26 protein-coding genes and 1 riboswitch are annotated in these 25,103 nt (G+C 73.1%); of the genes, 12 read left to right on the forward strand and 14 right to left on the reverse strand.

The window, feature by feature from the left end:
* Positions 1-108 precede the first annotated feature (108 nt).
* Positions 109-795 (reverse strand): esterase/lipase family protein, encoded by a 687-nt coding sequence (locus IE239_RS17930; RefSeq protein ID WP_190150346.1) that lies wholly within the window; start codon positions 793-795, stop codon positions 109-111.
* 118 nt (positions 796-913) lie between these two features.
* Here IE239_RS17930 and IE239_RS17935 point away from each other — a divergent pair, with 118 nt between their 5' ends.
* Positions 914-3,157, forward strand: a complete 2,244-nt coding sequence (locus IE239_RS17935; protein ID WP_373308114.1) for a LuxR C-terminal-related transcriptional regulator — start codon at positions 914-916, stop codon at positions 3,155-3,157.
* A gap of 368 nt (positions 3,158-3,525) precedes the next feature.
* Here the strand turns inward: IE239_RS17935 and bioD are convergent, their stop codons facing one another.
* The 3 genes from bioD to bioB are packed head-to-tail and all read right to left on the reverse strand — an operon-like array spanning position 3,526 to position 6,783.
* A complete protein-coding gene (bioD, locus tag IE239_RS17940; RefSeq protein WP_190150472.1) occupies positions 3,526-4,248 on the reverse strand; it encodes a dethiobiotin synthase in 723 nt (240 codons plus the stop codon).
* A 2-nt stretch (positions 4,249-4,250) separates the two neighbouring features.
* Positions 4,251-5,540, reverse strand: a complete 1,290-nt coding sequence (locus IE239_RS17945) for an adenosylmethionine--8-amino-7-oxononanoate transaminase (protein WP_190150348.1) — start codon at positions 5,538-5,540, stop codon at positions 4,251-4,253.
* A complete protein-coding gene (gene bioB, locus IE239_RS17950) occupies positions 5,533-6,783 on the reverse strand; it encodes a biotin synthase BioB (protein ID WP_190150349.1) in 1,251 nt (416 codons plus the stop codon). Before bioB ends, IE239_RS17945 begins: the two co-directional genes overlap by 8 nt.
* A 148-nt stretch (positions 6,784-6,931) precedes the next feature.
* Here bioB and IE239_RS17955 point away from each other — a divergent pair, with 148 nt between their 5' ends.
* Entirely contained in the window at positions 6,932-8,059 is a 1,128-nt protein-coding gene (locus tag IE239_RS17955; RefSeq protein ID WP_190150350.1) for an 8-amino-7-oxononanoate synthase, read from the forward strand.
* Positions 8,060-8,154: 95 nt separating this feature from the next.
* On the opposite strand, the gene IE239_RS17960 is transcribed toward IE239_RS17955, so the two are convergent.
* Complete coding sequence (locus IE239_RS17960; protein WP_190150351.1) at positions 8,155-8,394, reverse strand: DUF397 domain-containing protein; 240 nt, start codon at positions 8,392-8,394, stop codon at positions 8,155-8,157.
* 9 nt (positions 8,395-8,403) lie between these two features.
* The gene (locus IE239_RS17965; protein ID WP_190150352.1) at positions 8,404-9,264 is read right to left on the reverse strand and encodes a helix-turn-helix domain-containing protein; all 861 of its coding nucleotides are present in this window, start codon (positions 9,262-9,264) and stop codon (positions 8,404-8,406) included.
* 213 nt (positions 9,265-9,477) lie between these two features.
* Between IE239_RS17965 and IE239_RS17970 the strand changes: the two genes are divergently transcribed.
* Positions 9,478-9,960 (forward strand): ATP-binding protein, encoded by a 483-nt coding sequence (locus tag IE239_RS17970; protein WP_190150353.1) that lies wholly within the window; start codon positions 9,478-9,480, stop codon positions 9,958-9,960.
* A 67-nt stretch (positions 9,961-10,027) separates the two neighbouring features.
* Here IE239_RS17970 and IE239_RS17975 read toward each other — a convergent pair whose 3' ends face one another.
* From IE239_RS17975 to IE239_RS17985, 3 genes are all read right to left on the reverse strand, one after another.
* Entirely contained in the window at positions 10,028-10,501 is a 474-nt protein-coding gene (locus IE239_RS17975; RefSeq protein ID WP_190150354.1) for a C40 family peptidase, read from the reverse strand.
* A gap of 3 nt (positions 10,502-10,504) precedes the next feature.
* Positions 10,505-10,683, reverse strand: a riboswitch (cyclic di-AMP (ydaO/yuaA leader).
* Between the two features lie 380 nt (positions 10,684-11,063).
* On the reverse strand, positions 11,064-11,369 hold the full coding sequence (locus tag IE239_RS17980; RefSeq protein ID WP_190150355.1) for a hypothetical protein: 306 nt from the start codon (positions 11,367-11,369) through the stop codon (positions 11,064-11,066).
* 7 nt (positions 11,370-11,376) lie between these two features.
* Positions 11,377-12,012: an ATP-dependent Clp protease proteolytic subunit gene (locus IE239_RS17985; RefSeq protein WP_190150356.1), complete on the reverse strand. Its 636-nt coding sequence runs from the start codon at positions 12,010-12,012 to the stop codon at positions 11,377-11,379.
* 71 nt (positions 12,013-12,083) lie between these two features.
* Here IE239_RS17985 and IE239_RS17990 point away from each other — a divergent pair, with 71 nt between their 5' ends.
* From IE239_RS17990 to IE239_RS18025, 8 genes are all read left to right on the forward strand, one after another.
* Positions 12,084-12,362, forward strand: a complete 279-nt coding sequence (locus IE239_RS17990) for a type II toxin-antitoxin system Phd/YefM family antitoxin (RefSeq protein WP_190150357.1) — start codon at positions 12,084-12,086, stop codon at positions 12,360-12,362.
* A 257-nt stretch (positions 12,363-12,619) separates the two neighbouring features.
* Positions 12,620-12,922, forward strand: a complete 303-nt coding sequence (locus tag IE239_RS17995) for an urease subunit gamma (RefSeq protein WP_190150358.1) — start codon at positions 12,620-12,622, stop codon at positions 12,920-12,922.
* Positions 12,923-12,936: 14 nt separating this feature from the next.
* Entirely contained in the window at positions 12,937-13,248 is a 312-nt protein-coding gene (locus IE239_RS18000) for an urease subunit beta (RefSeq protein ID WP_190150359.1), read from the forward strand.
* Positions 13,241-14,962: an urease subunit alpha gene (locus IE239_RS18005; RefSeq protein ID WP_190150360.1), complete on the forward strand. Its 1,722-nt coding sequence runs from the start codon at positions 13,241-13,243 to the stop codon at positions 14,960-14,962. Before IE239_RS18000 ends, IE239_RS18005 begins: the two co-directional genes overlap by 8 nt.
* Before the next feature lie 24 nt (positions 14,963-14,986).
* Entirely contained in the window at positions 14,987-15,661 is a 675-nt protein-coding gene (locus tag IE239_RS18010; protein ID WP_190150361.1) for an urease accessory protein UreF, read from the forward strand.
* Positions 15,662-15,833: 172 nt separating this feature from the next.
* Positions 15,834-16,511 (forward strand): urease accessory protein UreG, encoded by a 678-nt coding sequence (gene ureG, locus IE239_RS18015; protein WP_190150362.1) that lies wholly within the window; start codon positions 15,834-15,836, stop codon positions 16,509-16,511.
* Position 16,512: 1 nt separating this feature from the next.
* Positions 16,513-17,271 (forward strand): urease accessory protein UreD, encoded by a 759-nt coding sequence (locus tag IE239_RS18020; protein WP_190150363.1) that lies wholly within the window; start codon positions 16,513-16,515, stop codon positions 17,269-17,271.
* Between the two features lie 114 nt (positions 17,272-17,385).
* On the forward strand, positions 17,386-18,984 hold the full coding sequence (locus IE239_RS18025; RefSeq protein ID WP_190150364.1) for an alpha/beta hydrolase: 1,599 nt from the start codon (positions 17,386-17,388) through the stop codon (positions 18,982-18,984).
* An 88-nt stretch (positions 18,985-19,072) separates the two neighbouring features.
* Here IE239_RS18025 and IE239_RS18030 read toward each other — a convergent pair whose 3' ends face one another.
* From IE239_RS18030 to IE239_RS18050, 5 genes are all read right to left on the reverse strand, one after another.
* Positions 19,073-19,813, reverse strand: coding sequence for a lysophospholipid acyltransferase family protein (locus IE239_RS18030; RefSeq protein WP_190150365.1), 741 nt, complete (start codon positions 19,811-19,813; stop codon positions 19,073-19,075).
* Between the two features lie 140 nt (positions 19,814-19,953).
* Positions 19,954-21,195, reverse strand: coding sequence for a PP2C family protein-serine/threonine phosphatase (locus IE239_RS18035; RefSeq protein ID WP_190150366.1), 1,242 nt, complete (start codon positions 21,193-21,195; stop codon positions 19,954-19,956).
* A gap of 372 nt (positions 21,196-21,567) precedes the next feature.
* Positions 21,568-22,797: an ornithine--oxo-acid transaminase gene (rocD, locus tag IE239_RS18040; protein ID WP_190150367.1), complete on the reverse strand. Its 1,230-nt coding sequence runs from the start codon at positions 22,795-22,797 to the stop codon at positions 21,568-21,570.
* Positions 22,794-23,615 carry a dimethylargininase gene (gene ddaH, locus IE239_RS18045; RefSeq protein ID WP_190150368.1) on the reverse strand — a complete coding sequence of 274 codons (822 nt, stop codon included), beginning with the start codon at positions 23,613-23,615 and terminating at the stop codon, positions 22,794-22,796. The genes rocD and ddaH overlap by 4 nt, the downstream gene beginning before the upstream one ends.
* Positions 23,616-23,771: 156 nt before the next feature.
* Positions 23,772-24,257: an Lrp/AsnC family transcriptional regulator gene (locus IE239_RS18050; protein WP_069772743.1), complete on the reverse strand. Its 486-nt coding sequence runs from the start codon at positions 24,255-24,257 to the stop codon at positions 23,772-23,774.
* Between the two features lie 79 nt (positions 24,258-24,336).
* On the opposite strand from IE239_RS18050, the gene IE239_RS18055 reads away from it, so the two are divergent.
* Positions 24,337-25,101, forward strand: coding sequence for a LytR/AlgR family response regulator transcription factor (locus IE239_RS18055; RefSeq protein WP_190150369.1), 765 nt, complete (start codon positions 24,337-24,339; stop codon positions 25,099-25,101).
* The last annotated feature ends 2 nt before the right edge of the window (positions 25,102-25,103 follow it).

Consider the following 25,103-nt stretch of genomic DNA (forward strand, 5'->3'; position numbering starts at 1 on the left):
ACCTCCGGGGCGGGGCGGCGACGGGCCTACCGGGATTCTCCCCCGTGCGGGCCCGTCGCGCCCTCGTGCGAGCGACCGTGCCGGCGCTGCTCGCACCCCGCCCGCGTCTCACCGGATGAAGTCGCGGACCTTCTCGTACACGCCGTGGTCGTTGTTCATGGCGTCGTGCGAGATGCATCCGACGCCGACGTTGGCCGCCCCGCTCAGCAGCGCCGAGGAGTCCGGATCGATCGCCGCGTCGCAGTTCGACCAGTACGTCGCGTAGTTCACGCTGCCGGGCGTCTCGTCACCGGAGTTGAGCGCGGTGAGGAACGAGCTGCCGGGCACCATCTGCGCGCAGGAGGTGTACAGCCAGCTGCACAACGACGCCACCGAGGTGCCGTGGTTGACGCCGGCGACGGAGACGAAGTCGTCCACGTACGCCGTCCCGCCGAGGTTCTTCAGGTAGTAGCGGGAGCTCAGCGCACCCATCGAGTGCACGACGACGTCGACCTTGCTCGCGCCGGTCCGCGCCAGCACCTTCTTGATCTCGGTGTCCAGCTGACCGGCGGTGGTGACGTTGGACTGGGTCCAGGTGTACGTCCACGCGTCCAGCTCGGCGGCCGTGTAGCCGTCGGCCTCGAAGTCGGCGACCCAGTCGTCCCAGCTGCTGGAGTCGCTGCTGAGACCGTGGACGAAGACGACCGGGTCGTGGGTCGCCGCGTGGGCCGTGGGGGCGGAGAACGACAGTGACAGAAGGAGCGAAGAGGCCGCGGCCGTGAGGACCGCGGCGATGCGACGCTTGTGGCGCTGCATGGTGCCTCCTGAAACGGGTGGGGTTGCCAGGAGTGTCCGCGGGGGTCTACGCGCGCCGCATCGGTGAAGTCGCCGGTCTTTACGGTTCAAGTAACCCGCCAGTAACGTCAGGTGGGTGGTGACCCCGGTGAACCCCCCACCTCTCGGCGGCACTTCGTCACCGGCGCTCGCGGGCGCCGGTCCGCGCCCGGTCGCCGCGCTGTCCGAAGGCGTCCGGGTCCGTGTGCTGCGCCTGGTGCACGGCGACCCGCGGGCCGCCGTCGAAGCCGCGGACCGGCTGACCGAGCGGCAGGCCGCCGGCCTCGACCCGCTGCCGGCCGAACCCGTCGAGCTCGCCCCCGAACGGCTGTCCGCCCAACGCCGGGAGGTGCGGGCGCTGCCCGAGGACACCCGCCTGGTGCTGCTGCTGGCCGCGGCCGACCAGTACCCGGTGGCCACGCACGCCTTCCTGCGGGCCGTCGCCGCCGTCCGCCTCGACACCCGGCCGCTGGAGGCCGCCGAGGCCGCGGGCATCGCGTACGCCACGGCCGGCGGGGTCGGCTTCCGTGACGCCTGGACCCGGATCGCCGCCTACGAGACCGCCTCACCGGCCGACCGGCGCGACGTCCACCGGCTGCTCGCGCGCGTGCTGCACGGGCCGGCCGAGACGCCCCGGCGCGCCTGGCACCGGGGCGCGGCCGCGCTCGGACCGAGCGCCCGGCTCGCCGCGGAACTGACCGAGGCCGCCGCCCGCGCCCGGTCCGCCGGCGACCCGGCGCTCGCCTGCGCCCTCGCCGAACGCGCCGCCGCGCTCTGCACCGACCCCCGCGAACGGCCCCGTCTGCTCGCCCGCGCGGCGGCCGACTCCTGGCGTGCCGGCGAGAGCGACCGCTCCCGCGCCCTGGCCGCCCGCATGGCCGCCGAGGGTGACGCAGATGGTGACGCGGACGCGGTCACCGGCGTCCTCGCCCTGCGCACGGGGCACGCGGGGGAGGCGTTCGACGCCCTGCTGGCGGGCGCCGTCCGAGCCGCGAGGCCCCGGCCGGCGCGGACCGTTCGAGCGGCCCGCGCACCGGAGGGGGCCGCCGCCGATCTCCTCGCGCGGGCCGCCGAAGCCGCCGTGTACACCGGTGATCTGCGTCGCTGTCAGGACGCGGTGCGGGCGGCGCGGGAGGCCGGGATCGATCCGCCCGGTGTGCTGGGCGGGCTCGCCGCTGCCGTCGACGGGCGGTACGAGGACGCGCGCGACCTGCTGGAGGCGACCGCCGGCCGGTGCGGGCCGGGCGGTGATCCCACTTCGCTGCTCCACGCGGGCATCGCCGCTCTGATGCTCGGCGACCACACCCGGGCCGCCACCGCCGCCGTCCGGGCGGCGGCCGCCGCCCGCGCCCGGGGGGCCGCCGTCCTCGTGTCCCAGGCCATGGAGTTCCGCGCCTACGCCGACTTCTGGACCGGCCGCCCGCACGCCGCCGAGGCCGCCGCCCTGGACGCCCTGCGCCAGGCGTACGCCACCGGACAGGACAACGGCGCCTGCCATCTGCAGGCGGCTCTCGCGATGTTCGCCGCCCTCACCGGCGACGGCGAACTGTGCCGGGAGCGGGCCGCGGCCGCCCGCTCGCACGCCCTCGCCCACGGGCTGGGCCTGCCCGCCGCGCTGGCCCAGTGGGCGCTCGCCTTCCTCGACCTCGGCAACAGCCGCTACGACGCCGCCGCGGCCCGGCTGCGCGCCCTCGCCGCCTCCGGCCCCGGACACGGTCACCGGGCCGTGCGCCACCTCGCCGCCCCGCACTACGTGGAGGCGGCGGCCCGTACCGGCGACACCCGCGTCGCCCGCGCGGCGCACGCCGACTACGACCGCTGGGCCCGCGCCGTGGGCAGCCCCGACGAACTGGCCCTCAGCGCCAGATGCCGGGCCCTGCTCACCCCCGGCGCCGACGCCCTTCCGCACTACGCCACGGCCCTCGACCTGCACACGCAGGGCGACCGCGCCTTCGAACGCGCCCGCACGGAGCTGCTGTTCGGCAGCGCGCTGCGCAGACTGCGCCGCCGCACGGAGGCGCGCGACCGACTGCACAGCGCCCTACAGGCGTTCGAGTCCTTCGGCGCCCCGCACTGCGCGGAGGGAGCCCGCGCCGAACTGCGCGCGCTCGGCGCCCCGGCCACCTCGACGCGCGCGGGCGCACGCCTGTCGACCCGCCTGACCGCTCAGCAACTGCTCATCGCCCGCATGGCCGCCGACGGCGCCACCAACCGCGAGATCGCCGCCCGTCTCGCCCTCAGCCCGCGCACGATCGACCATCACCTGCGGGGCGTCTTCACGCGACTGGGCATCCGCTCCCGCATCGACCTGGTGCGCCTGCTGGCGGACTCGGACGGCGGCTGAGGGCGTGGCCTCCGAGGGCCGCGCGGAGGGCGCCGCGTCCTGCCGGGCCCTGGGCGCTTTCCACGACAGGGCCTCGTCGTCGGCGGACGACAGCGGAGCGTGCGGCGGCTGCGCACTCGGCCGACGGAACCCGGGATGGCCCAGGGGCGCGCCGCGCCGACGAGCGGCGCCCGTGGCGACGGGCGTCGCTCGTCGGCGTTCGTCGGCGTCCCTGGGGGCGTACTCACGACCGGCGCGCCCGGCCACGGCATCGGGCCGTCGCCCTCCGTGGGGGACCCCGGCGTTCCGCCGCCGGACGGACCGGGCACCCGCCCGCCCGGCCGGTCTTCCGCAGGTCCCGGCCGGACCGCCGGGACCTGCGGAGGATCCTAGGAAGCCGAGCCCGTCCGCTCGCGGAAGGCCTCCGCCTCCCACGTCCCGTCCAGCCGTGGCGCCAGCCAACCGCGCGCCGCCACGCGGAAGTCGGCGGGGGGCAGCGCGCCGGATCCCGCGGGCAGCGCCCCCAGCAGCGGGGCGCCGGCCACCTCCGGCAGGTCCGCGACGTTGCAACGGGACGCCAGATCGGGGGAGTCGGGCCAGCTCCCGATGACGAGGCCCAGCAACTCCAGCCCGCGCGAACGCAGTTCACGGGCCGTCAGTTCCGTCGTGTTCAGCGTGCCCAGTCCGGCCGAGGCCACGACCAGTACCGGCGCCCGCAACGACTGCGCGGCGTCGGCCAGCGTTCCGCCCGCCTCGTCGAACCGCACGAGCAGACCGCCCGCCCCCTCGACGAGCACCAGGTCGTGCTCCGCGGCCAGTTTCTGTACCGCCTCCGCCACGTCCTGCGGTCGCACCGGCGGCAGCCCCGCGCGCCGCGCCGCCGTCCCCGGAGCCAACGGCTCGGGGTAGCGGGCGAGTTCGGCCGTGGTGAGCGGTCCCGCGAGCCGTGCGACCTCGACGGCGTCCCCGCGCTCGTCCGGCCGTACGCCGGTCTGCGCGGCCTTCAACACGGCCACCGACCGACCCGCCGCGCGCGCACACGCCGCGACCGCGGCGGTCGTGACGGTCTTGCCGACCTCCGTGCCCGTCCCCGTGATCACCAGGATCGGCATGCTCATCCCTCCCGCGCCGCGGCGCACACCGCGCGCGCGATCCGTGCCACGTCCACGTCACCGGTGACGTACGGGGGCATCGTGTAGATCAGGTCGCGGAACGGCCGCAGCCAGACGCCCTCGCGCACCGCGGCGTCCGTGGCGGCCTTCATGTCCACGCCGTGGTCCAGCTGGACCACGCCGACGGCGCCGAGGACGCGTACGTCGCGCACCCCCGGAAGCTCCCGCGCCGGCGCCAGCCCGTCGCGCAGCCCGGTCTCGATCCGCTTGACCTCCGCGAGCCAGTCCTGGCCGAGGAGCAGCTCGATCGAGGCACAGGCGACGGCCGCGGCGAGCGGGTTGCCCATGAACGTCGGCCCGTGCGCCAGGACAGGCACCTCGCCCCGCGAGATCCCGTCGGCCACCCGGGATGTGCACAGGGCCGCCGCCATCGTCAGATAGCCGCCGGTCAGGGCCTTGCCGACGCACATCACGTCCGGTGTCACAGCGGCGTGCTCCGCCGCGAACAGCGCACCCGTGCGGCCGAAGCCGGTCGCGATCTCGTCGAACACCAGAAGCACGCCGTGCGCGTCGCACGCCTCGCGCAGCACCCGCAGATACCCCGGGGAGTGGAAGCGCATCCCGCCCGCGCCCTGCACGACCGGCTCCACGACGACCGCGGCCAGTTCGTCGGCGTGCCGCTCGATCGCCGCGCGCAGCTCGTCGGCGTACGCCTCGTCGTACTCGGCCGGCGGCGGGCCGACGAAGACCTGCCGGGGCAGCACGCCGGTCCACAGGTCGTGCATCCCGCCGTCGGGGTCGCACACGGACATCGGCTGCCAGGTGTCGCCGTGGTAGCCGCCGCGCCAGGTGAGAAGCCGCTGCTTGCCCGGGCGGCCCAGCGAACGCCAGTACTGCAGGCACATCTTCACCGCGACCTCGACCGACACCGACCCCGAGTCGGCGAGGAAGACGTGCTCCAGGCCGTCGGGCGACATGTCGACAAGGAGTTTCGCCAGTCGCACGGCGGGCTCATGGGTGAGCCCGCCGAACATCACATGGCTCATCCGCCCCAACTGCTCGCGCACGGCCTCGTTGAGCACCGGGTGGTTGTAGCCGTGGATCGCGGACCACCAGGACGCCATGCCGTCGACCAGCTCGCCGGAGCCGTCCGCCATCCGCAGCCGGACCCCGCTGGCCGACTCCACGACGCGCGGGTCGACCCGTCCGGGCATCGGACCGTACGGATGCCACACATGCCGCCGGTCGAGATCCAGCAGCTCGGGCACACCGAGTGGCGACGGCTCAGGCATTGGGCGCGAGATCGGTGCCCGCGCCACGGCGGCGCACGGCGACCAGATCGGTACGGGCCTCGCTCGCCGACGCGGGGACCGCCGGCGAGGAGGCCGACGCGGCGGCGGCCGGAGCCGAGCCGCAGACGCCGCCGCCCTCGTGCCCACCGCACCCGCCGCCCTCGTGCCCACCGCACCCGCCGCTCTCCTGCGAGCCGCAGCCGCCGCCTTCGTGGGATCCGCAGCCGGCCGCCGTCGCCGCCCGGTGCTCGGGCAGCGTGACCTGCTCCGCCCCCTCCACCTCGAACCCGGCGTCCGCGATCATTTCCAGGTCGGCCTTGCCGGCCTGGCCCTCGGTGGTGAGGTAGTCGCCGAGGAAGATCGAGTTGGCCAGGTGCAGGGCGAGCGGCTGCATGGTGCGCAGGTGCACCTCGCGGCCGCCCGCGATGCGCACCTCGACGTCCGGGCACACGAAACGGACCATGGCCAGGATCCGCAGACAGCGCTGCGGGGTGAGGTTCCACTCCTTGGCCAGCGGGGTGCCCTCCACCGGGATGAGGAAGTTGACCGGGACCGAGTCCGGGTCCAGCTCGCGCAGCGAGTAGACGACGTCCACCAGGTCCTCGTCCGACTCGCCCATGCCGGCGATGAGGCCCGAGCAGGCCGACAGGCCCGCCGCGTGCGCCTTGGTGACCGTGTCCACCCGGTCGGCGTAGGTGTGGGTGGTGGTGATGTCCCCGTACGTCGACTCGGACGTGTTGAGGTTGTGGTTGTAGGCGTCGGCGCCCGCCTCACGCAGCCGCTCGGCCTGACCGTCGGAGAGCAGGCCGAGGCAGGCGCACACCTCGACGCCCTCGTTCTGCTCCTTGATGGCCTTGATGGTGCCGGCCACCCGGTCGACGTCCCGGTCCGTCGGGCCGCGTCCGGACGCCACCAGGCAGACACGCTTGGCGCCGCCGGCGAGCCCTGCCGCGGCCGCCTTGGAGGCCTCGTCGGGCTTGAGCCAGGTGTACTTCAGGATCCCGGCCGTCGAGCCGAGCCGCTGGGAACAGTAGGAGCAGTCCTCGGGGCACAGCCCCGACTTCAGGTTGACGAGGTAGTTGAGCTTCACGCGACGCCCGAACCAGTGCCGGCGCACCTTCCCGGCCGCGGCCACCACGTCCAGCACGTCGTCGTCGGAGGTGGCCAGGACGGCCAGCGCTTCCTCGCGGGTCGGCAGCTCGCGCCGAAGCCCCTTGTCCACCAGCGTGTTCAGCAGGTCCATGAGAGCCGATCCTGTCTTACGTACCCGCTCGGGGCCAAGGTAGGGATCGCACAACACACCCGGTTCGACGTGTGGGTATCGCCACACCGAAGTCGGCGATCGCTGCCGCTAGTGTCTGTCCGCTACCTACAAAAGCCCCGGAGGACCCATGGCGTTCGGCTGGATCGACGAACAGGCGGAACTGCGCCGCCGGGCCGGACTCGTGCGCACGCTGCGCCCCCGTCCGGCGGACTCGCCGCTCCTGGACCTCGCGAGCAACGACTACCTGGGTCTGGCCCGGCATCCCGAGGTCGTCGAGGGCGCCGCGGAGGCGGCCCGCACCTGGGGCGGCGGCGCGACCGGCTCACGGCTCGTCACCGGCACCACCGAACTGCACGCCGAGCTGGAACGCGAGCTCGCGGAGCACTGCGGCTTCGAGGCGGCTCTCGTCTTCTCCTCCGGGTACGCGGCCAACCTCGCCGCGGTGACCGCGCTGGCGCCCCACGGCTCACTGATCGTCTCCGACGCAGGCAACCACGCGTCGCTCATCGACGGGTGCCGGCTGGCCCGCGGCGCCACCCAGGTCGTCGCCCATGCCGACCCGGACGCCGTACGCAAGGCGCTCGGCACCCACGGCGGGCCGGCCGTGGCCGTCTCCGACACGGTCTTCTCCGTCGACGGCGACGCCGCCCCGCTGGCCGCCCTCGCGGCCGCCTGCCGCGACCACGGCGCGGGCCTGGTGGTGGACGACGCCCACGGGCTCGGCGTGCTCGGGGAGGGCGGACAGGGCGCGCCGTACGCGGCGGGCCTGGCGGGCGCCGACGACGTGGTCGCCACGGTCACGCTGTCCAAGTCCCTCGGCAGCCAGGGCGGCGCCGTGCTGGGACCCGCGCGGGTGATCGAGCACCTGGTGAACGCGGCCCGCACGTTCATCTTCGACACGGGCCTGGCCCCGGCCGCGGCGGGCGCGGCGCTGGCCGCCCTGCGACTGCTGCGGCGGGAGCCCGAGCGCGCGGCACGCGCGCGTGCGGTGGCGGACGAGCTGTACGCGCGCCTGACGGCCGCGGGTCTGGAGGCGGTGAGCCCCGACGCCGCGGTCGTCTCCGTGCGCGCGCCGTCCCCGGAGCAGGCCCTGGGGTGGGCGGCCGACTGCCGGTCGGCAGGCCTGGCCGTGGGCTGCTTCCGTCCTCCCTCCGTGCCCGACGGCATCTCACGACTGCGGCTGACCGCCCGGGCGGACCTCTCCGGGGCGGAGCTGGAACAGGCTGTCCGGGTGGTCGGCGCGACCCGGCCGTGAGTCCGCGTGCCGCGACCACGACCCGTCGCTGACGGCCGGCCGGCAGACGGGCCCACCGACCGGCAGACCGGTCGGCGGACCGGCTGACTACGTTGTCACGGTCGCTGCAACGAGGCCGTGAAGCCCGTCCAGCTGTCGGGGGAGAAGAGCAGGGCGGGGCCGGCCGGGTTCTTGGAGTCGCGTACGGCGAGCAGGCCGGCCCAGGGACCGGATGCAGGCCGGGCCGTTTCGACGCAGTTGTTCGCTCCCGTGCTGTAGCTGCTGCGCAGCCACCGCATCTGCGGGAGAGGATCGGAATCGGTACGGGAAGGTACGTTCCGCGGTGTTGCGGACATGGTGCCTCCTTACGCGCCGTCGGCTGTCGCGGCGAGGTAATCCGACGAGTCCTCGGGCGAAAGGGCGTGCGCCCTGAGGGCGTTGAAGGCCTCGGTGTAGGCCTGGAGGTCTTCTTTCCGTTCGAGAGAGACGCTACTCGTCAGGTGGTCGAGAACGACCACATCCAGATCAGAAGCGCGCGAGAACGAAAAGATGACGAAAGAGCCGGTTACGCCGATATGCGCGCCGGCCGAGAACGGCAGGATCTGCAGCCGCACGTGGGGCAGCCGGGCGGCCTCCGCGAGCCGGCCGAGCTGGCGTGCCATCACCTCCGGCCCGCCGACCTCCCGGCGCAGCACCGCCTCGTCCAGCACCGCGTCGAGCTCCAGCGGCGGCTGTGCGCGCAGCACGTCCTGCCGGGCCATCCGCACCTCCACCAGGGTGTCGACCTGCTCTTCCTCGACCCCTTCCATGGCCGCGCTGGTCACCGCACGCGCGTACTCGGGCGTCTGCAGCAGACCCGGCACCACGCTCGTCTCCAGCGTGCGCATGGCGCTCGCCTGCGCCTCCAGGCTGATGAAGTCCCGGTACGCGGGCGGCAGCACGCCGCGGTAGGCGTGCCACCAGTGATCGCGGCCACCGCTCCCGCCGGCGCCCGCCAGCGCCAGCATCAGCTCCCGCAGCCGCTGATCGGTCACGCCGTAGGCGTCGAGGAGCAACCGCACATCGGCCGGTTTCGATCCACTGGCACCGGTCTCGATACGGCTCACCTTGGACTGGTGCCAGCCCACGAGCCCGGCCGCCTCGCCACTGGTGAGGCCCGCCTGGGCGCGCAGAGCGCGCAGTTCCGCGCCCAGCTTCCGGCGGCGCACCGCGGGACCGTGCTGCACGGGCTCCTCCTTACTCCTCACCGGCAGGCCGAACAAGCTCTGCCGGGGCAGAGTTCACCGCAACGGGCGACAGATATATGCATATCTTGGTGGATCCCCCTCCGTGACCGGCGCGGTGATGGCAGTCTGGCGAAGAAGCACCAGTCCGGGACCGTACTCGAACCACACGCACCGTGTCGGACCCCGGTCCCGTGGGAAAGGGACGACGTCGCCATGGCAGATCACCTGGAAGCATCCATCACTCTGCCGAGCGAGCCCGCCTCGGTCTCCGCGGCCCGCGGATTCGTCGTCGACGCACTCGCCGAATGGGGTCTGCCGGCGGACACTGAGCAGGCCGACACGGTCCGGCTGATCGTCTCGGAACTCGCCACCAATGCCGTGCAGCACACCTTCGGGCAGTCGCCCACCTTCACGGTGGGTCTCGTCCTCGACCGTGACGAACACCTGCGCATCGGCGTCACGGACAGCCACCCGCGCTTCCCCCGGCGACTGCCGGCCGCCGTCCAGCAGGACAACGGCCGAGGCATGGTCATCATCCGCTGGCTGACCGCGGAGTGCGGCGGCAGGCTGGCGGTGCGGCCCACCCGGGAGGGCGGGAAGACGGTCACCGTCGAGCTGCCGTGGGCCGTGCCGGCGGCGCGGCCGGCGACCGGAGCGCTCGCGTCCCCGGCGCAGGGGGACGTCCCGGGGCGATGACGGCGCGTCAGCACGACGTCGCGCCGCCCCGGGAGGCTCAGTGGCCCCGGCCCGGTGGCCGGGCGGCTCAGCGCACCCGGCCGTACCAGACGCTCTTGGTCCAGATCTTCTGCAGCTTCACCACGTCGCCGGTCTTCGGCGAGTGCCAGATCTTGCCCTTACCCGCGTAGATCCCGACGTGGTACACGTTCGACCCCGAGTGGAAGAAGACCAGGTCGCCCGCCCTGCGGCTGGACGCCGAGATGTGCTTGGTCTTGTTGTACTGCTGGGCCGCCGTCCGCGGCAGGCTCTTGCCGGCCTTCTTGTACGAGTACAGCGTGAGCCCAGAGCAGTCGAACCTCTTCGGCCCGGTGGCCCCGTACCGGTACGGGGCGCCCTTCTTGGAGGCGGCGATCTGGAGCGCCTTCGTCGCCGGTGTGGCGGCCGCGGCGTCGGAGGCGAGCCCCGGGACCACGATCGAGCCGCCCACGGCGGCGATGGCGAACGCCGAGGCCGTACCGGCCCGGGCCATGAGCGACGGGACACGATTGAGCGCAGTCATGCGCAACCCTTCGTCAGCCGCCTGTGAAGGATGACCTGTCGGATTCGGGCTGGCGAAGTTGCCCGGCCGCGGATGCGGCTTCACCCCAAGGGCTGCTCGGCCCGACGGCTCCTCGCGGAGCCGAACGTGCCGGCGACCCGTCGTGCTTGGGTCCTCCACTCCTGCCGATGCACTTCTGTCGACCGGTCATCCGAGCGGCGGCAGGACTCGGCGTCCGCCCGGACCGCCCCGCCTCTTGTGGCGGGGGCTTGTCGTCAGTCAGGGATCTTGGCTCACGGATGTCCGAAAATCCCAATGGAACCGGGGATTTGTGGGGTTACTCACCACTCACCCGTTCGGGTGAACACTCTGATGGATGATCAGGTGCGGAGCCGCCTCAGTGGCTCCCACCAGGCATGACGTCTCTCGCTCCGCTCGATGGGCCTCTTTTTGCGCAACTTTTCCGTGTCCCGGCGAACGGTAGACGTTCTGCCGAACGGGGGTACGCCTTCTGGGGCGTTTCGACTCCGGTCCGGTCGTCGCGTGCGCGCCACGAGACGTCCGGACCGGAGGTGCGCCAGGGTCAACTCTCGGCGAGCGGGGGCAGCGTGACGCGCGCCGTGCGGCGCTCCCCGTCCAGGACGCGCAGCGCCCGCGCGAGGGTCGGCGCGTGCAGCTCGCTCTCGCCCCGCTGGTGCATCAGCGTCAGCGCGTCGCGCAGCGCCGTCGCCTTGGTCACCAGCGCCTGGGCGGCGCGCAGTCCGCGGTAGGTGTCGCCGTGGTGGGCGGGGTTGATCCGGCCGAGCAGGTCGACGACGTCCAGGTAACCGTCGATCAACTCGGCCTCGGCGCGTGTCAGGGCGGGCAGCGGCGGCAGCTCGGGCACCATCGGCGGCTCACCCCCGGCCCTGGGAGCCGGCCGAGCCCTTGCGGCTGGGGATGATCCCGTCCACCAGGCCGTACTCCACGGCCTCCTGGGCGGTCAGGAACAGATCCCGCTCGGTGTCCGCGGCGACCTGCTCCGGCGTCCGCCCGGTGTGCCGGACGAGCATCCCCTCCAGGGCCGCCCGGGTGCGCGCCAGCTCGTCGGCCTGGATGGCGAGGTCGCTCGCCTGACCCTCGACGGGCTCGGGCAGGGACGGCTGGCGGATCGTCATCCGCGCGCCCGGCAGTGCGAACCGCTTGCCGGGAGCGCCGGCCGCCAGCAGCACCGCCGCGGACGAGTCCGCCCGGCCCAGGCAGGTCGTGGACACGTCACAGGTGACGAAGCGGATCGTGTCGTAGAGCGCCGTCAGCGCGCTGAACGAACCGCCGGGGGAGTTGATGTACAGCGCGATGTCCCGGTCCGGGTCCTTGTGCTCCAGATACATGAACTGGGCGGTGACGTCGTTGGCCGCGACGTCGTCGACCGGCGTGCCCAGGAAGACGATCCGTTCCTCCAGCAGCTTCGAGTACGGATCCAGCGTCCGGTGGCCGGAGCTCGTGCGTTCGGTGAACTCGGGCAGGACGTGGCGGGCGGACGGTCGGTGCATGGTGCCCCTCCTTCTGCGTCTGGCGCATCTGTAAAAAATGTACAGGACGTACGTGCCGTTAGAATGGTGCCATGGCCTACGAGATTCCGGTGACGCAAGCCAGGGCTGAACTCGCCGACCTGATCAACCGCGTCGTGTACGGCGGTGAGCGCGTGGTCGTGACCCGGCACGGCAAACCCCTCGTCGCCCTCGTCTCCGCCGCCGACCTGGAGCGACTCGACGAACTCGACCGACCGGCGGAGCAGCCGGTGATCAGCTCGGTCACTGCCGTGCGCGAGGTCGCGTCCGCCCCCCGCGAACAGCACCGGTTCGGCGTGACGGCGGAGTGCCGGGGGCCGAGCCCGTCGTAGCCGCGCCGTATACGGCCCCGCCCCCGACGGCGTCCCGCCCCGGCGGCCTCCCGCGCGCGGACGCGGTCCCGGCACGTCTCGCGGGCGTCACGGGACGCCGGCCCGTCGGAGCGGCGGGGGACGCGACGATCACGACTTGGTTAACGTGCTCGAAATGCGGTCCCACTAGCCTGCCGATCCATGCCACCAGGGGGTTTCCTCCGTGGCCCGCGGCAACCGGGCCCCGCACGGTCCGGAGCGAGGAGGTGAGGCGGGACATGCAACTGACCCCGCACGAGCAGGAGAGGCTGCTGATCCACGTGGCGGCCGACGTCGCCGAGAAGCGCCGCGCCCGCGGTCTCAGGCTCAACCACCCCGAGGCGGTGGCCCTGATCACGTCGCACATCCTGGAGGGCGCGCGGGACGGCCGCACGGTCGCCGAGCTGATGGCCTCCGGCCGCAACCTGCTGACGCGCGACGACGTCATGGAGGGCATCCCCGAGATGGTCCACGACGTCCAGGTCGAGGCCACGTTCCCGGACGGCACCAAGCTCGTCACCGTCCACGACCCGATCGTGTGACGGGGGAGGCCGCCGTGATTCCCGGAGAGATCCTCTTCGCCGAGGACGCGATCGTCTGCAACGAGGGCCGGGAGGTCACCCGGCTCACCGTGCTCAACGCCGCCGACCGGCCGGTCCAGGTCGGCTCCCACTACCACTTCGCCGAGGCCAACCCCGGCCTGGAGTTCGACCGCGCGGCCGCCCGCGGCAAGCGGCTGAACGTCGCCGCCGGCACCGCCGTGCGCTTCGAGCCCGGGATCCCCGTCGACGTCGAACTCGTCGCCCTCGCCGGGGCCCGTGTCGTGCCCGGGCTGCGCGGGGAGACCGGAGGCGCCCTCGATGCCTGAGATCTCGCGGCCCGCCTACGCCGACCTGTTCGGTCCCACGACCGGCGACCGCATCCGGCTCGCCGACACCGACCTGCTGATCGAGATCGAGGAGGACCGCTGCGGCGGCCCCGGGCTCGCCGGCGAGGAGGCGGTGTTCGGCGGCGGCAAGGTCGTCCGGGAGTCCATGGGGCAATCACGGGCCACGCGCGCCGACGGCACGCCCGACACCGTCATCACCGGGGCTGTCGTCGTCGACCACTGGGGAGTGGTGAAGGCCGACGTCGGCATCCGCGACGGGCGGATCACCGGCATCGGCAAGGCCGGCAACCCCGACACGATGGACGGCGTCCACCCGGACCTGGTCATCGGCCCGGAGACCGAGATCATCGCCGGCAACGGGCGGATCCTGACGGCCGGCGCGGTCGACGCGCACGTCCACTTCATCTGTCCCCAGATCGCCGACGAGGCGCTGTCCTCGGGCGTCACCACCCTGGTCGGCGGCGGCACCGGCCCGGCCGAGGGCTCGAAGGCGACCACCGTGACGCCCGGTCCATGGCATCTCGCCCGGATGCTGGAGGCGATGGAGCAGTACCCGCTGAACGTCGGCTTCCTCGGCAAGGGCAACACCGTCTCGCAGGACGCGATGCTGTCGCAGATCCGGGGCGGGGCGGTGGGGCTGAAGCTGCACGAGGACTGGGGCTCGACGCCGGCGGTCATCGACGCCTCGCTGACCGTCGCCGACCGGACCGGCATCCAGGTGGCCATCCACACGGACACCCTCAACGAGGCGGGCTTCGTCGGCGACACGCTCGCCGCGATCGCCGGGCGCGGCATCCACGCCTATCACACCGAGGGCGCGGGGGGCGGGCACGCGCCCGACATCATGACCGTCGTCTCCGAGCCGCACGTGCTGCCCAGCTCGACGAACCCCACGCGCCCCTACACGGTGAACACCGCCGAGGAACACCTCGACATGCTGATGGTGTGTCACCACCTCAACCCTGCTGTCCCGGAGGACCTGGCGTTCGCGGAGTCCCGGATCCGCCCGTCGACGATCGGGGCCGAGGACGTCCTGCACGACCTCGGGGCCATCTCGATCATCTCCTCCGACGCCCAGGCCATGGGCCGGGTCGGCGAGGTGATCCTGCGGACCTGGCAGACGGCGCACGTGATGAAGCGCCGCAGGGGCGCGCTGCCGGGCGACGGCCGGGCCGACAACCACCGCGTGCGGCGCTATGTCGCCAAGTACACGATCAACCCCGCGCTCGCACAGGGCCTGGCGCGCGAGATCGGCTCGGTCGAGAGCGGCAAGCTCGCCGACCTGGTGCTCTGGGAGCCCGCTTTCTTCGGCGTCAAGCCCCATCTGGTCCTCAAGGGCGGCCAGATCGCCTACGCGCAGATGGGCGACGCCAACGCCTCCATCCCGACCCCGCAGCCGGTCCTGCCGCGTCCGATGTTCGGCGCGATCGGCCGGGCGCCCGCGTCGAACTCGGTCAACTTCGTGGCATCGCTGGCGATCGAGGACGGCCTGCCGGAACGGCTGCAGCTCGGCAAGAAGTTCGTCGCCATCGACTCCACGCGCGCGGTGACCAAGGCGGACATGCGGGAGAACGACGCCCGGCCGCGCGTCCAGGTCGATCCGGACAGTTTCGCCGTGCACATCGACGGGGAGCTCGTCGAGGCCACTCCGGCCGCCGAACTGCCCATGGCCCAGCGGTACTTCCTGTTCTGAGATCCGGGCCTGGAGGACATCGACGTGACAAGGGCGGCACTTCTCGTCCTGGCCGACGGCCGCTTCCCCGCGGGAGGGCACGCGCACTCCGGCGGGGCGGAGGCGGCGGTGAAGGCGGGCCGGATCACGGGCGCGGCGGACCTGGAGGCCTTCTGCCGGGGGCGGTTGCACACCGCGGGACTGGTCGCCGCGGCGCTGGCCGCGGCGGCGGCCGCCGGGGCGGACCCGGCCGGGCTGGACGTGGCGGCGGACGCCCGGACGCCGTCCCCCGCGCTGCGGACCACGTCCCGCAGACTGGGCCGCCAGCTGATGAGGGCGGCCCGCGCCACCTGGCCGGACGGCGAACTGGACGCCGTGGCACGCCGGTTCCCCAAGGGCGCTCATCAGCCGGTGGTGCTGGGGCTGGCGGCGCGAGCGGCCGGTCTCGGACCGACGGACGCGGCGTACTGCGCGGTCTACGAGAGCGTCGGCGGACCGGCCACCGCCGTGGTGCGGCTGCTGAGCCTCGACCCCTTCGAGGCGACGGCGGTGCTGGCCCGGCTGGCGCCGGAACTGGACCGGGTGGCCGACCGGGCGGTCACCTCCGCGACCGCGGTGCGGACCGAGGGCGTCGACGTGCTGCCCGCGGCGTCCGCGCCGCTGCTGGAGATCGGGGCGGAGGTGCATGCGGCCTGGCCGGTGCGGCTGTTCGCGTCGTGAGACCTCGCCCTCCCGCCGTCCCTCCCTTCATCTCTCCCTGCCGTCCCTCCCCGCTCCCGCGGGCTTCGTCCCCGGAGCCCCCTCGGCCCTCGAACGGGCCTCGTCATCGCACTCCCCCGGAAGGGGGCCCCAGACGGGCCGAATCGATTGGCCCGGCCGGATTGGAGCCGTTGTGCATCTTGACCACTCCCCGCACGGTCCCGCCGCCCTCAGCGCCGACGCCCGTCGCCCCGACGGCTCGCGCCGCGCCCTGCGCGTGGGACTCGGCGGGCCCGTCGGCTCCGGCAAGACGGCAACCGTCGCCGCCCTCTGCCGGGCCCTGCGCGACCGGTTGTCCCTGGCGGTCGTCACCAACGACATCTACACCCGCGAGGACGCCGAGTTCCTCCTGCGCGAAGCCGTGCTGCCGCCGGAGCGGATCACCGCCGTCGAGACGGGCGCCTGCCCGCACACCGCGATCCGCGACGACATCTCCGCCAACCTCGAAGCCGTGGAGGACCTGGAGGACGAGGTCGGGCCGCTGGACCTGATCCTCGTCGAGTCCGGCGGGGACAACCTCACCGCCACCTTCTCCAAGGGCCTCGTGGACGCGCAGATCTTCGTCATCGACGTCGCCGGCGGGGACGACATCCCGCGCAAGGGCGGGCCCGGCGTCACCACCGCCGACCTGCTGGTCGTCAACAAGACCGACCTCGCGCCGTACGTGGGCTCCGACCTCGCCCGGATGGCGGCCGACGCGAAGGCCCAGCGAGCCGGACTGCCCGTCGTCTTCCAGTCGTTGAGAAGCGAGAGCGGCGTCGCCGACGTCGCCGGCTGGGTGCGGGCACGGCTCGCCGCCTGGACGGCGTGACATGGGCGGTGTGCACGCCACCGCGCGGATCGGGGCGCGCGGCGACGGGCGCGGGGGGACCTCGCTCCCCGTCCTGGAGAGCGACGGCCCGCTCGCCCTGCGGCGCACCCGGGGAGCCGCGTCCGAGGCGCGCGTCATGCTCGTCGGGGCGATGAGCGGTCCCCTCGGCGGTGACCGCTTCGCCGTCGAGGCCGACGTGGGCGGCGGCGCCCGGCTGCGGGTGGGGTCGGCCGCCGCGACCATCGCGCTCCCCGGCCAGACCAAGGAGGGCGCCCGCTACGAGGTGCGCCTCACCGTCGCCGACCGGGGTGAACTGCACTGGCTGCCCGAGCCGTTGATCTCCGCGAAGGGCAGCGACCTGTCCGTCGTCACCCGGGTCGACCTCGACGCCGGAGCGCGGCTCGTCCTGCGTGAGGAGCAGGTGCTCGGGCGGATGCGGGAGGAGCCCGGCCGGCTCGGCAGCCGGCTGGTCGTGCGGATCGCCGGCCGGGTCGTCCTGGACCAGGAACTGACCTGCGGGCCCGGCGCGCCCGGCGGCTGGGACGGCCCCGCCGTGCTCGCGGGACATCGGGCGGTCGGTCAACTTCTGCTCGCGCGACCGGAGTTCGCGGAGCGGCCGATGGAGCCCAGGATCTTCGCGGAGCACGCCTGTGTCATGCCGCTGGCCGGACCCGCCGCCCTGGTCACCGCCGTCGCGCCCGACGGGCTGCGGCTGCGGCGCGTGCTGGACGAGGCGCTCGCCGAGTGGGACATCCGGTGAGCGGTACTTTTCGTTCCGGTTATCGGATTGGCAAAGAAGGTCAACGACACCTTTTCTCAGGCGCCTCACAGCCGCGAGGATCCATCTGCCGCCATAAACCAGGGGAGTTCCCACTTGAAGGACATACGACCGAACAAGCGCACCGCAGCGTTGGGCTCGGCGGGCGTACTCGTCACCGCGACCCTGATCGCGGGTGCCGTCGCGGCGCCCACGGCCGGCGCGGCCAGCGGCCGTCCGGGCCAGGACCGCGAGGCCCGGGGCGCCGCCCTCGCCGCCGAGCGCGCCGCCAAGGCAGGCATCGACTGGCAGGCGTGCCCGGCCGACTGGGGCCTGGAGAAGCCGATCCAGTGCGGCTGGGTCACCGTCCCGCTCGACTACGCCAGGCCGAACGGCAAGAAGATCAAGCTCGCCGTGGACCGCATCGGCAACACGGGCACGGCGAAGGAGCGCCAGGGCGCGCTCGTGTACAACCCCGGCGGGCCCGGCGGCTCCGGTCTGCGCTTCCCGCGCCGCGTCATCACCAAGGCGCCCGTGTGGGCCAACGTGGCCAAGGCCTACGACTTCGTGGGCTTCGACCCCCGCGGCGTCGGCCACTCCGCGCCCATCTCCTGCATCGACCCGCAGGAGTTCGTCAAGGCGCCCAAGGCCGATCCGGTCCCGGACAGCGAGGCCGACAAGCTCGCCCAGATCAAGCTCGCCCGCGAGTACGCCGACGGCTGCTACGAGCGCAGCGGCGAGATGCTGCCCCAGATGACCACGCTGAACACCGTGCGCGACCTGGACGTCATCCGGGCCGCCCTCGGCGAGAAGAAGCTCAACTACCTGGGCGTCTCCTACGGCACCTACATCGGCGCCGTCTACGGCACCCTCTTCCCGGGCCACGTGCGCCGGATGGTCGTCGACAGCGTCGTCAACCCGTCCCGCGAGAAGATCTGGTACCAGGCCAACCTCGACCAGGACGTGGCCTTCGAGGGCCGCTGGAAGGACTGGCAGGACTGGGTCGCCAAGAACGACGCCACCTTCCACCTCGGCGCCACCCGCGCCGCCGTCCAGACCAAGTGGCTCCAGCTGCGCGCCACGGCGAAGAAGAACCCCATCGGCGGCCTGGTCGGTCCGGCGGAGCTGATCTCCTTCTTCCAGAGCGCCCCGTACTACGACTCCTCCTGGGTCCCGATCGCCACCGTCTTCAGCAAGTACGTCGCGGGAGACACCCAGGCGCTCGTCGACGCGGCCGCGCCGGACCTGACCGACACGGCCGGCAACATCTCCTCGGAGAACGGCAACGCCGTCTACACGGCCGTGGAGTGCACCGACGCCAAGTGGCCCACCAGCTGGCGGAAGTGGAACGCCGACAACACGCGGCTCAACAAGGACTACCCGTTCATGACCTGGGCCAACGCATGGCTGAACCTCCCGTGCGCCTACTGGCCGGTCAAGCAGCAGACCCCGGTGGACGTCACCACCCGCAAGGGGCTGCCGCCGGTCCTGATCGTGCAGTCGACCAACGACGCCGCCACCCCGTACGACGGCGCCGTCCAGCTGCACCGGCGCTTCAAGGGCTCGCGTCTGATCACCGAGAAGGGCGCCGGTTCCCACGGCGTGACCGGGCTGGTCAACGCCTGCATCAACCCCCGGGTGGACGCGTACCTCCTCACCGGGAAGCTGGACCGGGCGGACGTCACCTGCGCCCCGCACGCCACGCCCGTGCCGTAAGCACCTTCGGCAGGCAGTGAGGGGCGGCCGGACCGATCCGGCCGCCCCTCCGGCGTCCGCCCCACCCGCCGCGCTCTGTGACGTGACGTCAGTCCTGCCGTGTGCGACGGAACTTGCCGGGCCGGTCCGTCCGCCCGGACTTCGCCTTCGCCTCGGCCTGCTCCGCCTTGGCGACCGCCGCGTACCGGTCCACGTACTCCTGTTCCGACAGCTTCAGGATCGCGTACATGATCTCGTCGGTGATCGCCCGCAGCACGGCCTTCTCGTTCTCCATGCCGAGGTAGCGGGAGAATTCGAGCGGCTCGCCGAAGCGGATCGTCACGGGGTACAGCGTCGGGACCTTCTTGCCGGGCGGCTGCGCCTCGAAGGTGCCGATCATCGCGCAGGGGACCACCGGCGCGCCGGACTTCAGGGCCATCACCGCGACGCCGACCTTGCCCTTGTAGAGGCGGCCGTCGTGCGAGCGGGTGCCTTCCGGATAGATGCCGAGCAACTCGTCCTTGGCGAGCACCCCCAGCCCCTCGCGGATCGCCGCCTGGCCGGCCTCCTTGCCGGAGCGGTCGACCGGGATCTGGCCGGCGCTGCGGAAGAAGGCGGCGGTCAGCCGTCCCTTGACGCCGGGACCCGTGAAGTACTCGGCCTTGGCGAGGAAGGTGATACGGCGCTTCAGGATCGCGGGCATCAGGAAATGGTCCGAGAACGACAGGTGGTTGCCCGCGATGATGGCCGCTCCCGAGTCCGGCACATGCTCCAGGCCCTCGATCCGGGGCCGGAAGAGCAGTCTCAGCAGCGGCCCCAACACCACGTATTTCAGGAGGTAGTAGAACAAAGGGAGTCGCTCCTCGGGTCCGGCGGATCGGCTCGCCGCCGTGTTCCAGCAGGTCAACCGGCATGGCGTGGGGTGTCAGTGTAGGGGCAGGCGGCGACGGCAGGAACCGGGCGGATCCAGCCCGGTCCGGGCTCCTCCCTTCACAGCCGTACGACCACCAGGGCCGTGTCGTCGGTGGCGCCGCCGACAGGCAGGAGCTCGAACAGCACCGCGTCCGCCAGGGTCTCGGGGTCGTCGTCGCGATGCCGGGACAGGGCGTCGGCGAGGCGGTTCAGGCCGGTGTCGATGTCCTCCCGCCGCCGTTCCACCAGGCCGTCGGTGTACAGGACGAGGGTGGCGCCGTCGTCGTAGGTGGTGCACGCCTGGGGCCGGGGGGTCGGGGTGGGGCGGGCGTCGAGCGGCGGGTCGGTGGCCCGGTCGAGGCACTCCACGTGGCCGTCGGCGTGGACGAGCATCGGCGGCGGGTGCCCGGCGCTGCTGTAGGCGATCGTGTGGTGGTCGAAGTCGATGAACGTGGTGACCGCGGTGGCCGACTCGGCGCCGTCCACGACGTGCGCGTACCGGCCGAGGACGTTCAGCGCCTCGGCCGGCCCCTCGGCCACCCGGGAGGCGGCGCTGAGCGCGCTGCGCAGCTGGCCCATCACCCCGGCGGCCTCCAGCCCGTGCCCGACGACGTCGCCGACCGACACGCCGATGCGGTTGCCGCCGACCAGGTCGACCAGGTCGTACCAGTCCCCGCACACGTTGAGCGCGCCGACCGCCGGCCGGTAGCGCACGGCCGCCCGGTGGTGTCCCACCTGCCGGCGAGCCGGCAGCATCGCCTCCTGGAGGGCGATCGCCACCTCGCGTTCCCGGGCGTGCGCCAGGCGCAGCCGCTCGTTGAGCTCCTGCAGCTCACGGGCCCGGGTGTACAGCTCGGCCTCCAGGACCCGGCCCCGGCTCCCGTGTCCGTCGCCCCCGCGTCCGCCGCGCGCCCGGATCAGTTCGGTGACCTCCTCGACGCGGTGCACCAGCAGGACCACCGACCCGTCCGGGCCATGGACCGGCGCGTTGACCGGGCTCCAGTAGCGCTCGTCCCATTCGCCGGGCCGCTCGACCGACTCCACGTCGTAGCGCTGCAGCGCCATGGCGTCCCGCTCGCCGGTGGCCAGCACCCGGCGCAGCGAGGCCTCCAGGTTGCGCATGCCGCTCGCGGCCGCGTCGTTGGGGTTGTCGGGGAAGACGTCGAAGAGGTGCCGGCCGATCATCTGGTCGCGACTGCGGCCCGTCGCGCGCAGGAACTCGACGTTGACGTCCGCGTACACCAGTCCGGGTGTCAGCAGCGCCACCATGCCGGGCAGGGCCTGGAAGACCGCCGCGTAGTCGATCGCCGTGTCGTTCATGGCTCGCGCCCCATCCGCCGGTTTCGCGCCATTTTCTCATGTGTCGCGGTATATCGGCTCGTCGTTCGTCCGCCGGGGACCCGTGAGCGGTCGCTCGGCCCGGACGGCCTTGCCCGCCGGGAGAATCCGGGCGCCCCACGGCCGGGCGCCCCGGGAGACCGGCAACAGGCCGCGGCCGCCCTCGTCGGCGGCGCGCGGACGGCGCAAGGGTGTGGTGGCCCGCCGTCGAAACCTCGCAGGGTGCGGTGGCGCCGCCGTCGCAGACCTCGCAGATCCGGGTGCTCGCGGATCAGCCGCGGCCGGATCGGTCCGATCGCGGAGCGGCCGGGCCCCCGGGCCACCCCGGTGCCCCGGCCGCTCCCGCGGTGTCCTTCAGCTCCCCTGCGTCAGCACCCTCTCCAGCGAGGCCAGCGCCGAGACCAGTTCGTCGGCGGTGATCGTCAGCGGCGGCGCCAGCCGGACGGTCGAGCCGTGGGTGTCCTTGACCAGTACGCCCTCCCGCATGAGGCGCTCGCTCACCTCGCGGCCGGTGCCCAGCGCCGGGTCGACGTCGACGCCCGCCCACAGCCCCCTGGCCCGGAAGCCGACCACACCCTTGCCGACCAGCCTGGAGAGCCCGTCCCGCAGGACGACGCCCAGCTCGGCCGCCCGGCGCTGGAACTCGCCCGTCTCCAGCAGCTCCACCACCGCCGTGCCGACGGCCGCGGCCAGCGGGTTGCCGCCGAAGGTCGACCCGTGCTCCCCGGGCCGCAGCACCGACAGCACCTCCCGCCGGGCCACCACCGCCGACACCGGCACGATGCCGCCGCCCAGCGCCTTGCCGAGCAGCAGCACGTCGGGCGTCACCCCCTCGTGTTCCACGGCCAGCGTGCGGCCGGTGCGTCCGAGGCCGGACTGGATCTCGTCCGCGACGAAGAGGCAGTTCGTCCGCCTGGTCAGCTCCCGCACCCCGGCCAGGTAGCCGTCGTCGGGCACGATCACGCCCGCCTCGCCCTGGATCGGCTCGATCAGCACCGCCGCCGTCGTCTCGTCGACCGCCGCCTCCAGCGCGGCCAGGTCGTTGTACGGGACCACGCGGAAGCCCGGTGTGAACGGTCCGAAGCCCGCCCGGGCCGTCTCGTCCGTCGAGAAGCTCACGATGGTCGTGGTGCGGCCGTGGAAGTTGTCCGCGGCGACCACGATCGTCGCCCGGTCGGCGGGCACGCCCTTCACCTCGTACGCCCACTTGCGCGCCACCTTGACGGCGCTCTCCACCGCCTCCGCGCCCGTGTTCATCGGCAGGACCATGTCCAGGCCGGTCAGCCGGGCGAGCCGCTCGGCGAACCCGGCCAGGCGGTCGTTGTGGAACGCGCGGGACGTGAGCGTGAGCCGGTCCAGCTGGCGGTGGGCCGCCTCGACCAGCACCGGATGGCGGTGGCCGAAGTTGAGGGCCGAGTAGCCGGCCAGCATGTCGAGGTAGCGGCGGCCCTCGACGTCCTCCACCCATGCTCCCTCGGCGCTCGCGACGACCACGGGCAGCGGATGATAGTTGTGCGCGAGCACGGGCTCCTCGGCGCGGATCAGATCGGCGGAGGAGCGGGCGGGCACGACGGGTGCGGTCATGGACGGATCTCCTGGGTGCAGCACTTGATGCCGCCGCCGGCCTTCCGGAACTCCGAGAGGTCGACGGGGACGGGGACGTAGCCGCGCTCGCCGAGCCGCGCGGCGAGGGCCTCGGCCTGGGGCGCGATGAAGACATGGCGACCGTCGGAGACCGAGTTCAGACCGAACGCCACGGCGTCGTCGCAGGTGGCGAGCACCGCGTCCGGGTACAGCCGGGCGAGCACCGCACGGCTGCCGGGGGAGAACGCCTGCGGGTAGTACGCGATGTTTGCGTCGTGCCCGTCGTCCAGGACGAACAGCGCCGTGTCCAGGTGGTAGAAGTGCGGGTCCACCAGGGTCAGGCTGATCACCGGATGGCCGAAGAACTCCTGAACCTCCCGGTGTGCCTCCCGCGTCGTGCGGAACCCGGTGCCGGCCAGCACATGGCGGCCGGTCCATACCAGGTCCCCCTCGCCCTCGCAGACCGACTCGGGCCGGTGGACGTCGTAGCCCGCCGCGCGGAACCAGGTGTCGTAGTGGTCGGACTCGGGCCGCCGCTCCGGCGCGTGGAAGAGGGAGCCGAAGACCCGGCCCGCCACCACGACCGCCGAGTTGGCGGCGAAGACCATGTCGGGCAGACCGGGGGCCGGCTCCACGCTGTCCACGGTGTGGCCGTGCGCCCGGTAGGCGCGGATCAGCGTCTGCCACTGCTCCTGGGCGAGGTCGACGTCGACGGGGGTGTCGGGACGCATCCAGGGGTTGATCGCGTACCGCACGGCGAAGTGCCGGGGTTCGCAGACGAGGTAGCGCCGGGAGCGCCCCACGCGGGTTTCGGTCACAGAGGGATTCCTCCGTTTCCCTGCGGGTGTCGACTGAGGGTTGACACCACGGTAGGAACTGACAGGCACGCACGACAAGGAACGGGCATTGCGTGTCCGCGCAGTAATGCTGCGTGATGATCCCGGCGAACGCAGGCTTGCTGCGCGCGAACGGGTTTATTCCGGAGCGGGCTGGGTCGCGCCGGCCTCCGGGCTGTCCGGCAGCAGATGCGACAGCACCATCACGCTGATCGTCTTGCGGATGAACGGCTCGGCGCGGATCCGCTCCAGCACGTTCTCGAAGTGCTCCACGTCCCGCGCCCGCACGTGCAGCAGGGCGTCCGCCCCGCCCGTCACCGTCATCGCCGCGGTGATCTCCGGATGGTTGCGCACCACCTCCGCCAGACGGCGGGGCGGAGCCGCGCCCTCGCAGTACACCTCCACGTACGCCTCGGTGCGCCACCCCAGCGCCGACGGCTCCACCGTCGCCGTGAAACCGGTGATCACCCCGGTGTCCCGCAGCCGGTCCACCCGGCGCTTGACGGCCGTCGAGGACAGGCCGATCGCCGTACCGATCTCGGCGAAGCTCGTCCTGGCGTTCGCCATCAGAGCGGTGATGATCTTCCGGTCGAGCTCGTCGAACGGGGCGGGCGCGCTGTTCATGCGGGCACTGTAGGACAGCGCGCGCGGCGGCACCCCCGTACGTGTCCAGCGGTGCGGATCGCCCCTACACTCCACCTTCATGCTGCGCGCCCTCGCCGTCGACGACGAACGCCCCTCGCTGGAAGAGCTGCTCTACCTGCTCACCGCGGACCCCCGCATCGGCAGCGTGGAGGGCGCGGGCGACGCGACCGAGGCGCTGCGCCGCATCAACCGGGCCCTGGAGTCCGGACCGCAGGGCCCCGAGGCCGTCGACGTCGTCTTCCTCGACATCCAGATGCCCGGCCTCGACGGCCTCGACCTGGCCCGTCTCCTCACCGGCTTCGCCAGGCCGCCCCTGGTCGTCTTCGTCACCGCCCACGAGGACTTCGCCGTCCAGGCCTTCGACCTCAAGGCCGTCGACTACGTCCTCAAGCCCGTGCGCAAGGAACGCCTCGCCGAGGCGGTCCGCCGCGTCGTCGAACGCAGGGCCGCCGAACTGCGCGGGGCCGCGCCGCCGATCCCCGTGCACGAGCCCGACCCGGACCACATACCCGTCGAACTCGGCGGCGTCACCCGCTTCGTCGCCGTCGACGACATCACCCACGTCGAGGCCCGGGGCGACTACGCGCGCCTGCACACCGACCGCGGCAGCCACCTCGTCCGGATCCCGCTGTCCACCCTCGAGGAGCGCTGGCGCGCCCGCGGCTTCGTCCGCATCCACCGCCGCCACCTCGTCGCCCTGCGCCACATAGGCGAACTGCGCCTGGACGCGGGCACGGTGAGCGTCCTGGTCGGCGGCGAGGAACTCCAGGTCAGCCGCCGTCACGCCCGCGAACTGCGCGACCTGCTGATGAGGAGGCCCTAGCC

This window comes from Streptomyces humidus (assembly GCF_014649655.1).
Classification (GTDB): domain Bacteria; phylum Actinomycetota; class Actinomycetes; order Streptomycetales; family Streptomycetaceae; genus Streptomyces; species Streptomyces humidus.

What these genes read in the sequence shown, in the direction of transcription:
- IE239_RS17980 (WP_190150355.1), bottom strand. Translation starts at nt 11,369, where the DNA reads ATGGTGCCCGAGCTGCCGCCGCTGCCCGCCCTGACACGCGCCGAGGCC.
- bioD (WP_190150472.1), bottom strand. Translation starts at nt 4,248, where the DNA reads ATGCCGATCCTGGTGATCACGGGGACGGGCACGGAGGTCGGCAAGACC.
- IE239_RS18020 (WP_190150363.1), top strand. Translation starts at nt 16,513, where the DNA reads ATGGGCGGTGTGCACGCCACCGCGCGGATCGGGGCGCGCGGCGACGGG.
- IE239_RS17960 (WP_190150351.1), bottom strand. Translation starts at nt 8,394, where the DNA reads ATGTCCGCAACACCGCGGAACGTACCTTCCCGTACCGATTCCGATCCT.
- IE239_RS17930 (WP_190150346.1), bottom strand. Translation starts at nt 795, where the DNA reads ATGCAGCGCCACAAGCGTCGCATCGCCGCGGTCCTCACGGCCGCGGCC.
- IE239_RS18035 (WP_190150366.1), bottom strand. Translation starts at nt 21,195, where the DNA reads ATGAACGACACGGCGATCGACTACGCGGCGGTCTTCCAGGCCCTGCCC.
- IE239_RS18005 (WP_190150360.1), top strand. Translation starts at nt 13,241, where the DNA reads ATGCCTGAGATCTCGCGGCCCGCCTACGCCGACCTGTTCGGTCCCACG.
- bioB (WP_190150349.1), bottom strand. Translation starts at nt 6,783, where the DNA reads ATGGACCTGCTGAACACGCTGGTGGACAAGGGGCTTCGGCGCGAGCTG.
- IE239_RS17945 (WP_190150348.1), bottom strand. Translation starts at nt 5,540, where the DNA reads ATGCCTGAGCCGTCGCCACTCGGTGTGCCCGAGCTGCTGGATCTCGAC.
- IE239_RS18050 (WP_069772743.1), bottom strand. Translation starts at nt 24,257, where the DNA reads ATGAACAGCGCGCCCGCCCCGTTCGACGAGCTCGACCGGAAGATCATC.
- IE239_RS17985 (WP_190150356.1), bottom strand. Translation starts at nt 12,012, where the DNA reads ATGCACCGACCGTCCGCCCGCCACGTCCTGCCCGAGTTCACCGAACGC.
- IE239_RS17995 (WP_190150358.1), top strand. Translation starts at nt 12,620, where the DNA reads ATGCAACTGACCCCGCACGAGCAGGAGAGGCTGCTGATCCACGTGGCG.
- IE239_RS17970 (WP_190150353.1), top strand. Translation starts at nt 9,478, where the DNA reads ATGGCAGATCACCTGGAAGCATCCATCACTCTGCCGAGCGAGCCCGCC.
- IE239_RS18055 (WP_190150369.1), top strand. Translation starts at nt 24,337, where the DNA reads ATGCTGCGCGCCCTCGCCGTCGACGACGAACGCCCCTCGCTGGAAGAG.
- IE239_RS17955 (WP_190150350.1), top strand. Translation starts at nt 6,932, where the DNA reads ATGGCGTTCGGCTGGATCGACGAACAGGCGGAACTGCGCCGCCGGGCC.
- IE239_RS17975 (WP_190150354.1), bottom strand. Translation starts at nt 10,501, where the DNA reads ATGACTGCGCTCAATCGTGTCCCGTCGCTCATGGCCCGGGCCGGTACG.
- rocD (WP_190150367.1), bottom strand. Translation starts at nt 22,797, where the DNA reads ATGACCGCACCCGTCGTGCCCGCCCGCTCCTCCGCCGATCTGATCCGC.
- IE239_RS17990 (WP_190150357.1), top strand. Translation starts at nt 12,084, where the DNA reads ATGGCCTACGAGATTCCGGTGACGCAAGCCAGGGCTGAACTCGCCGAC.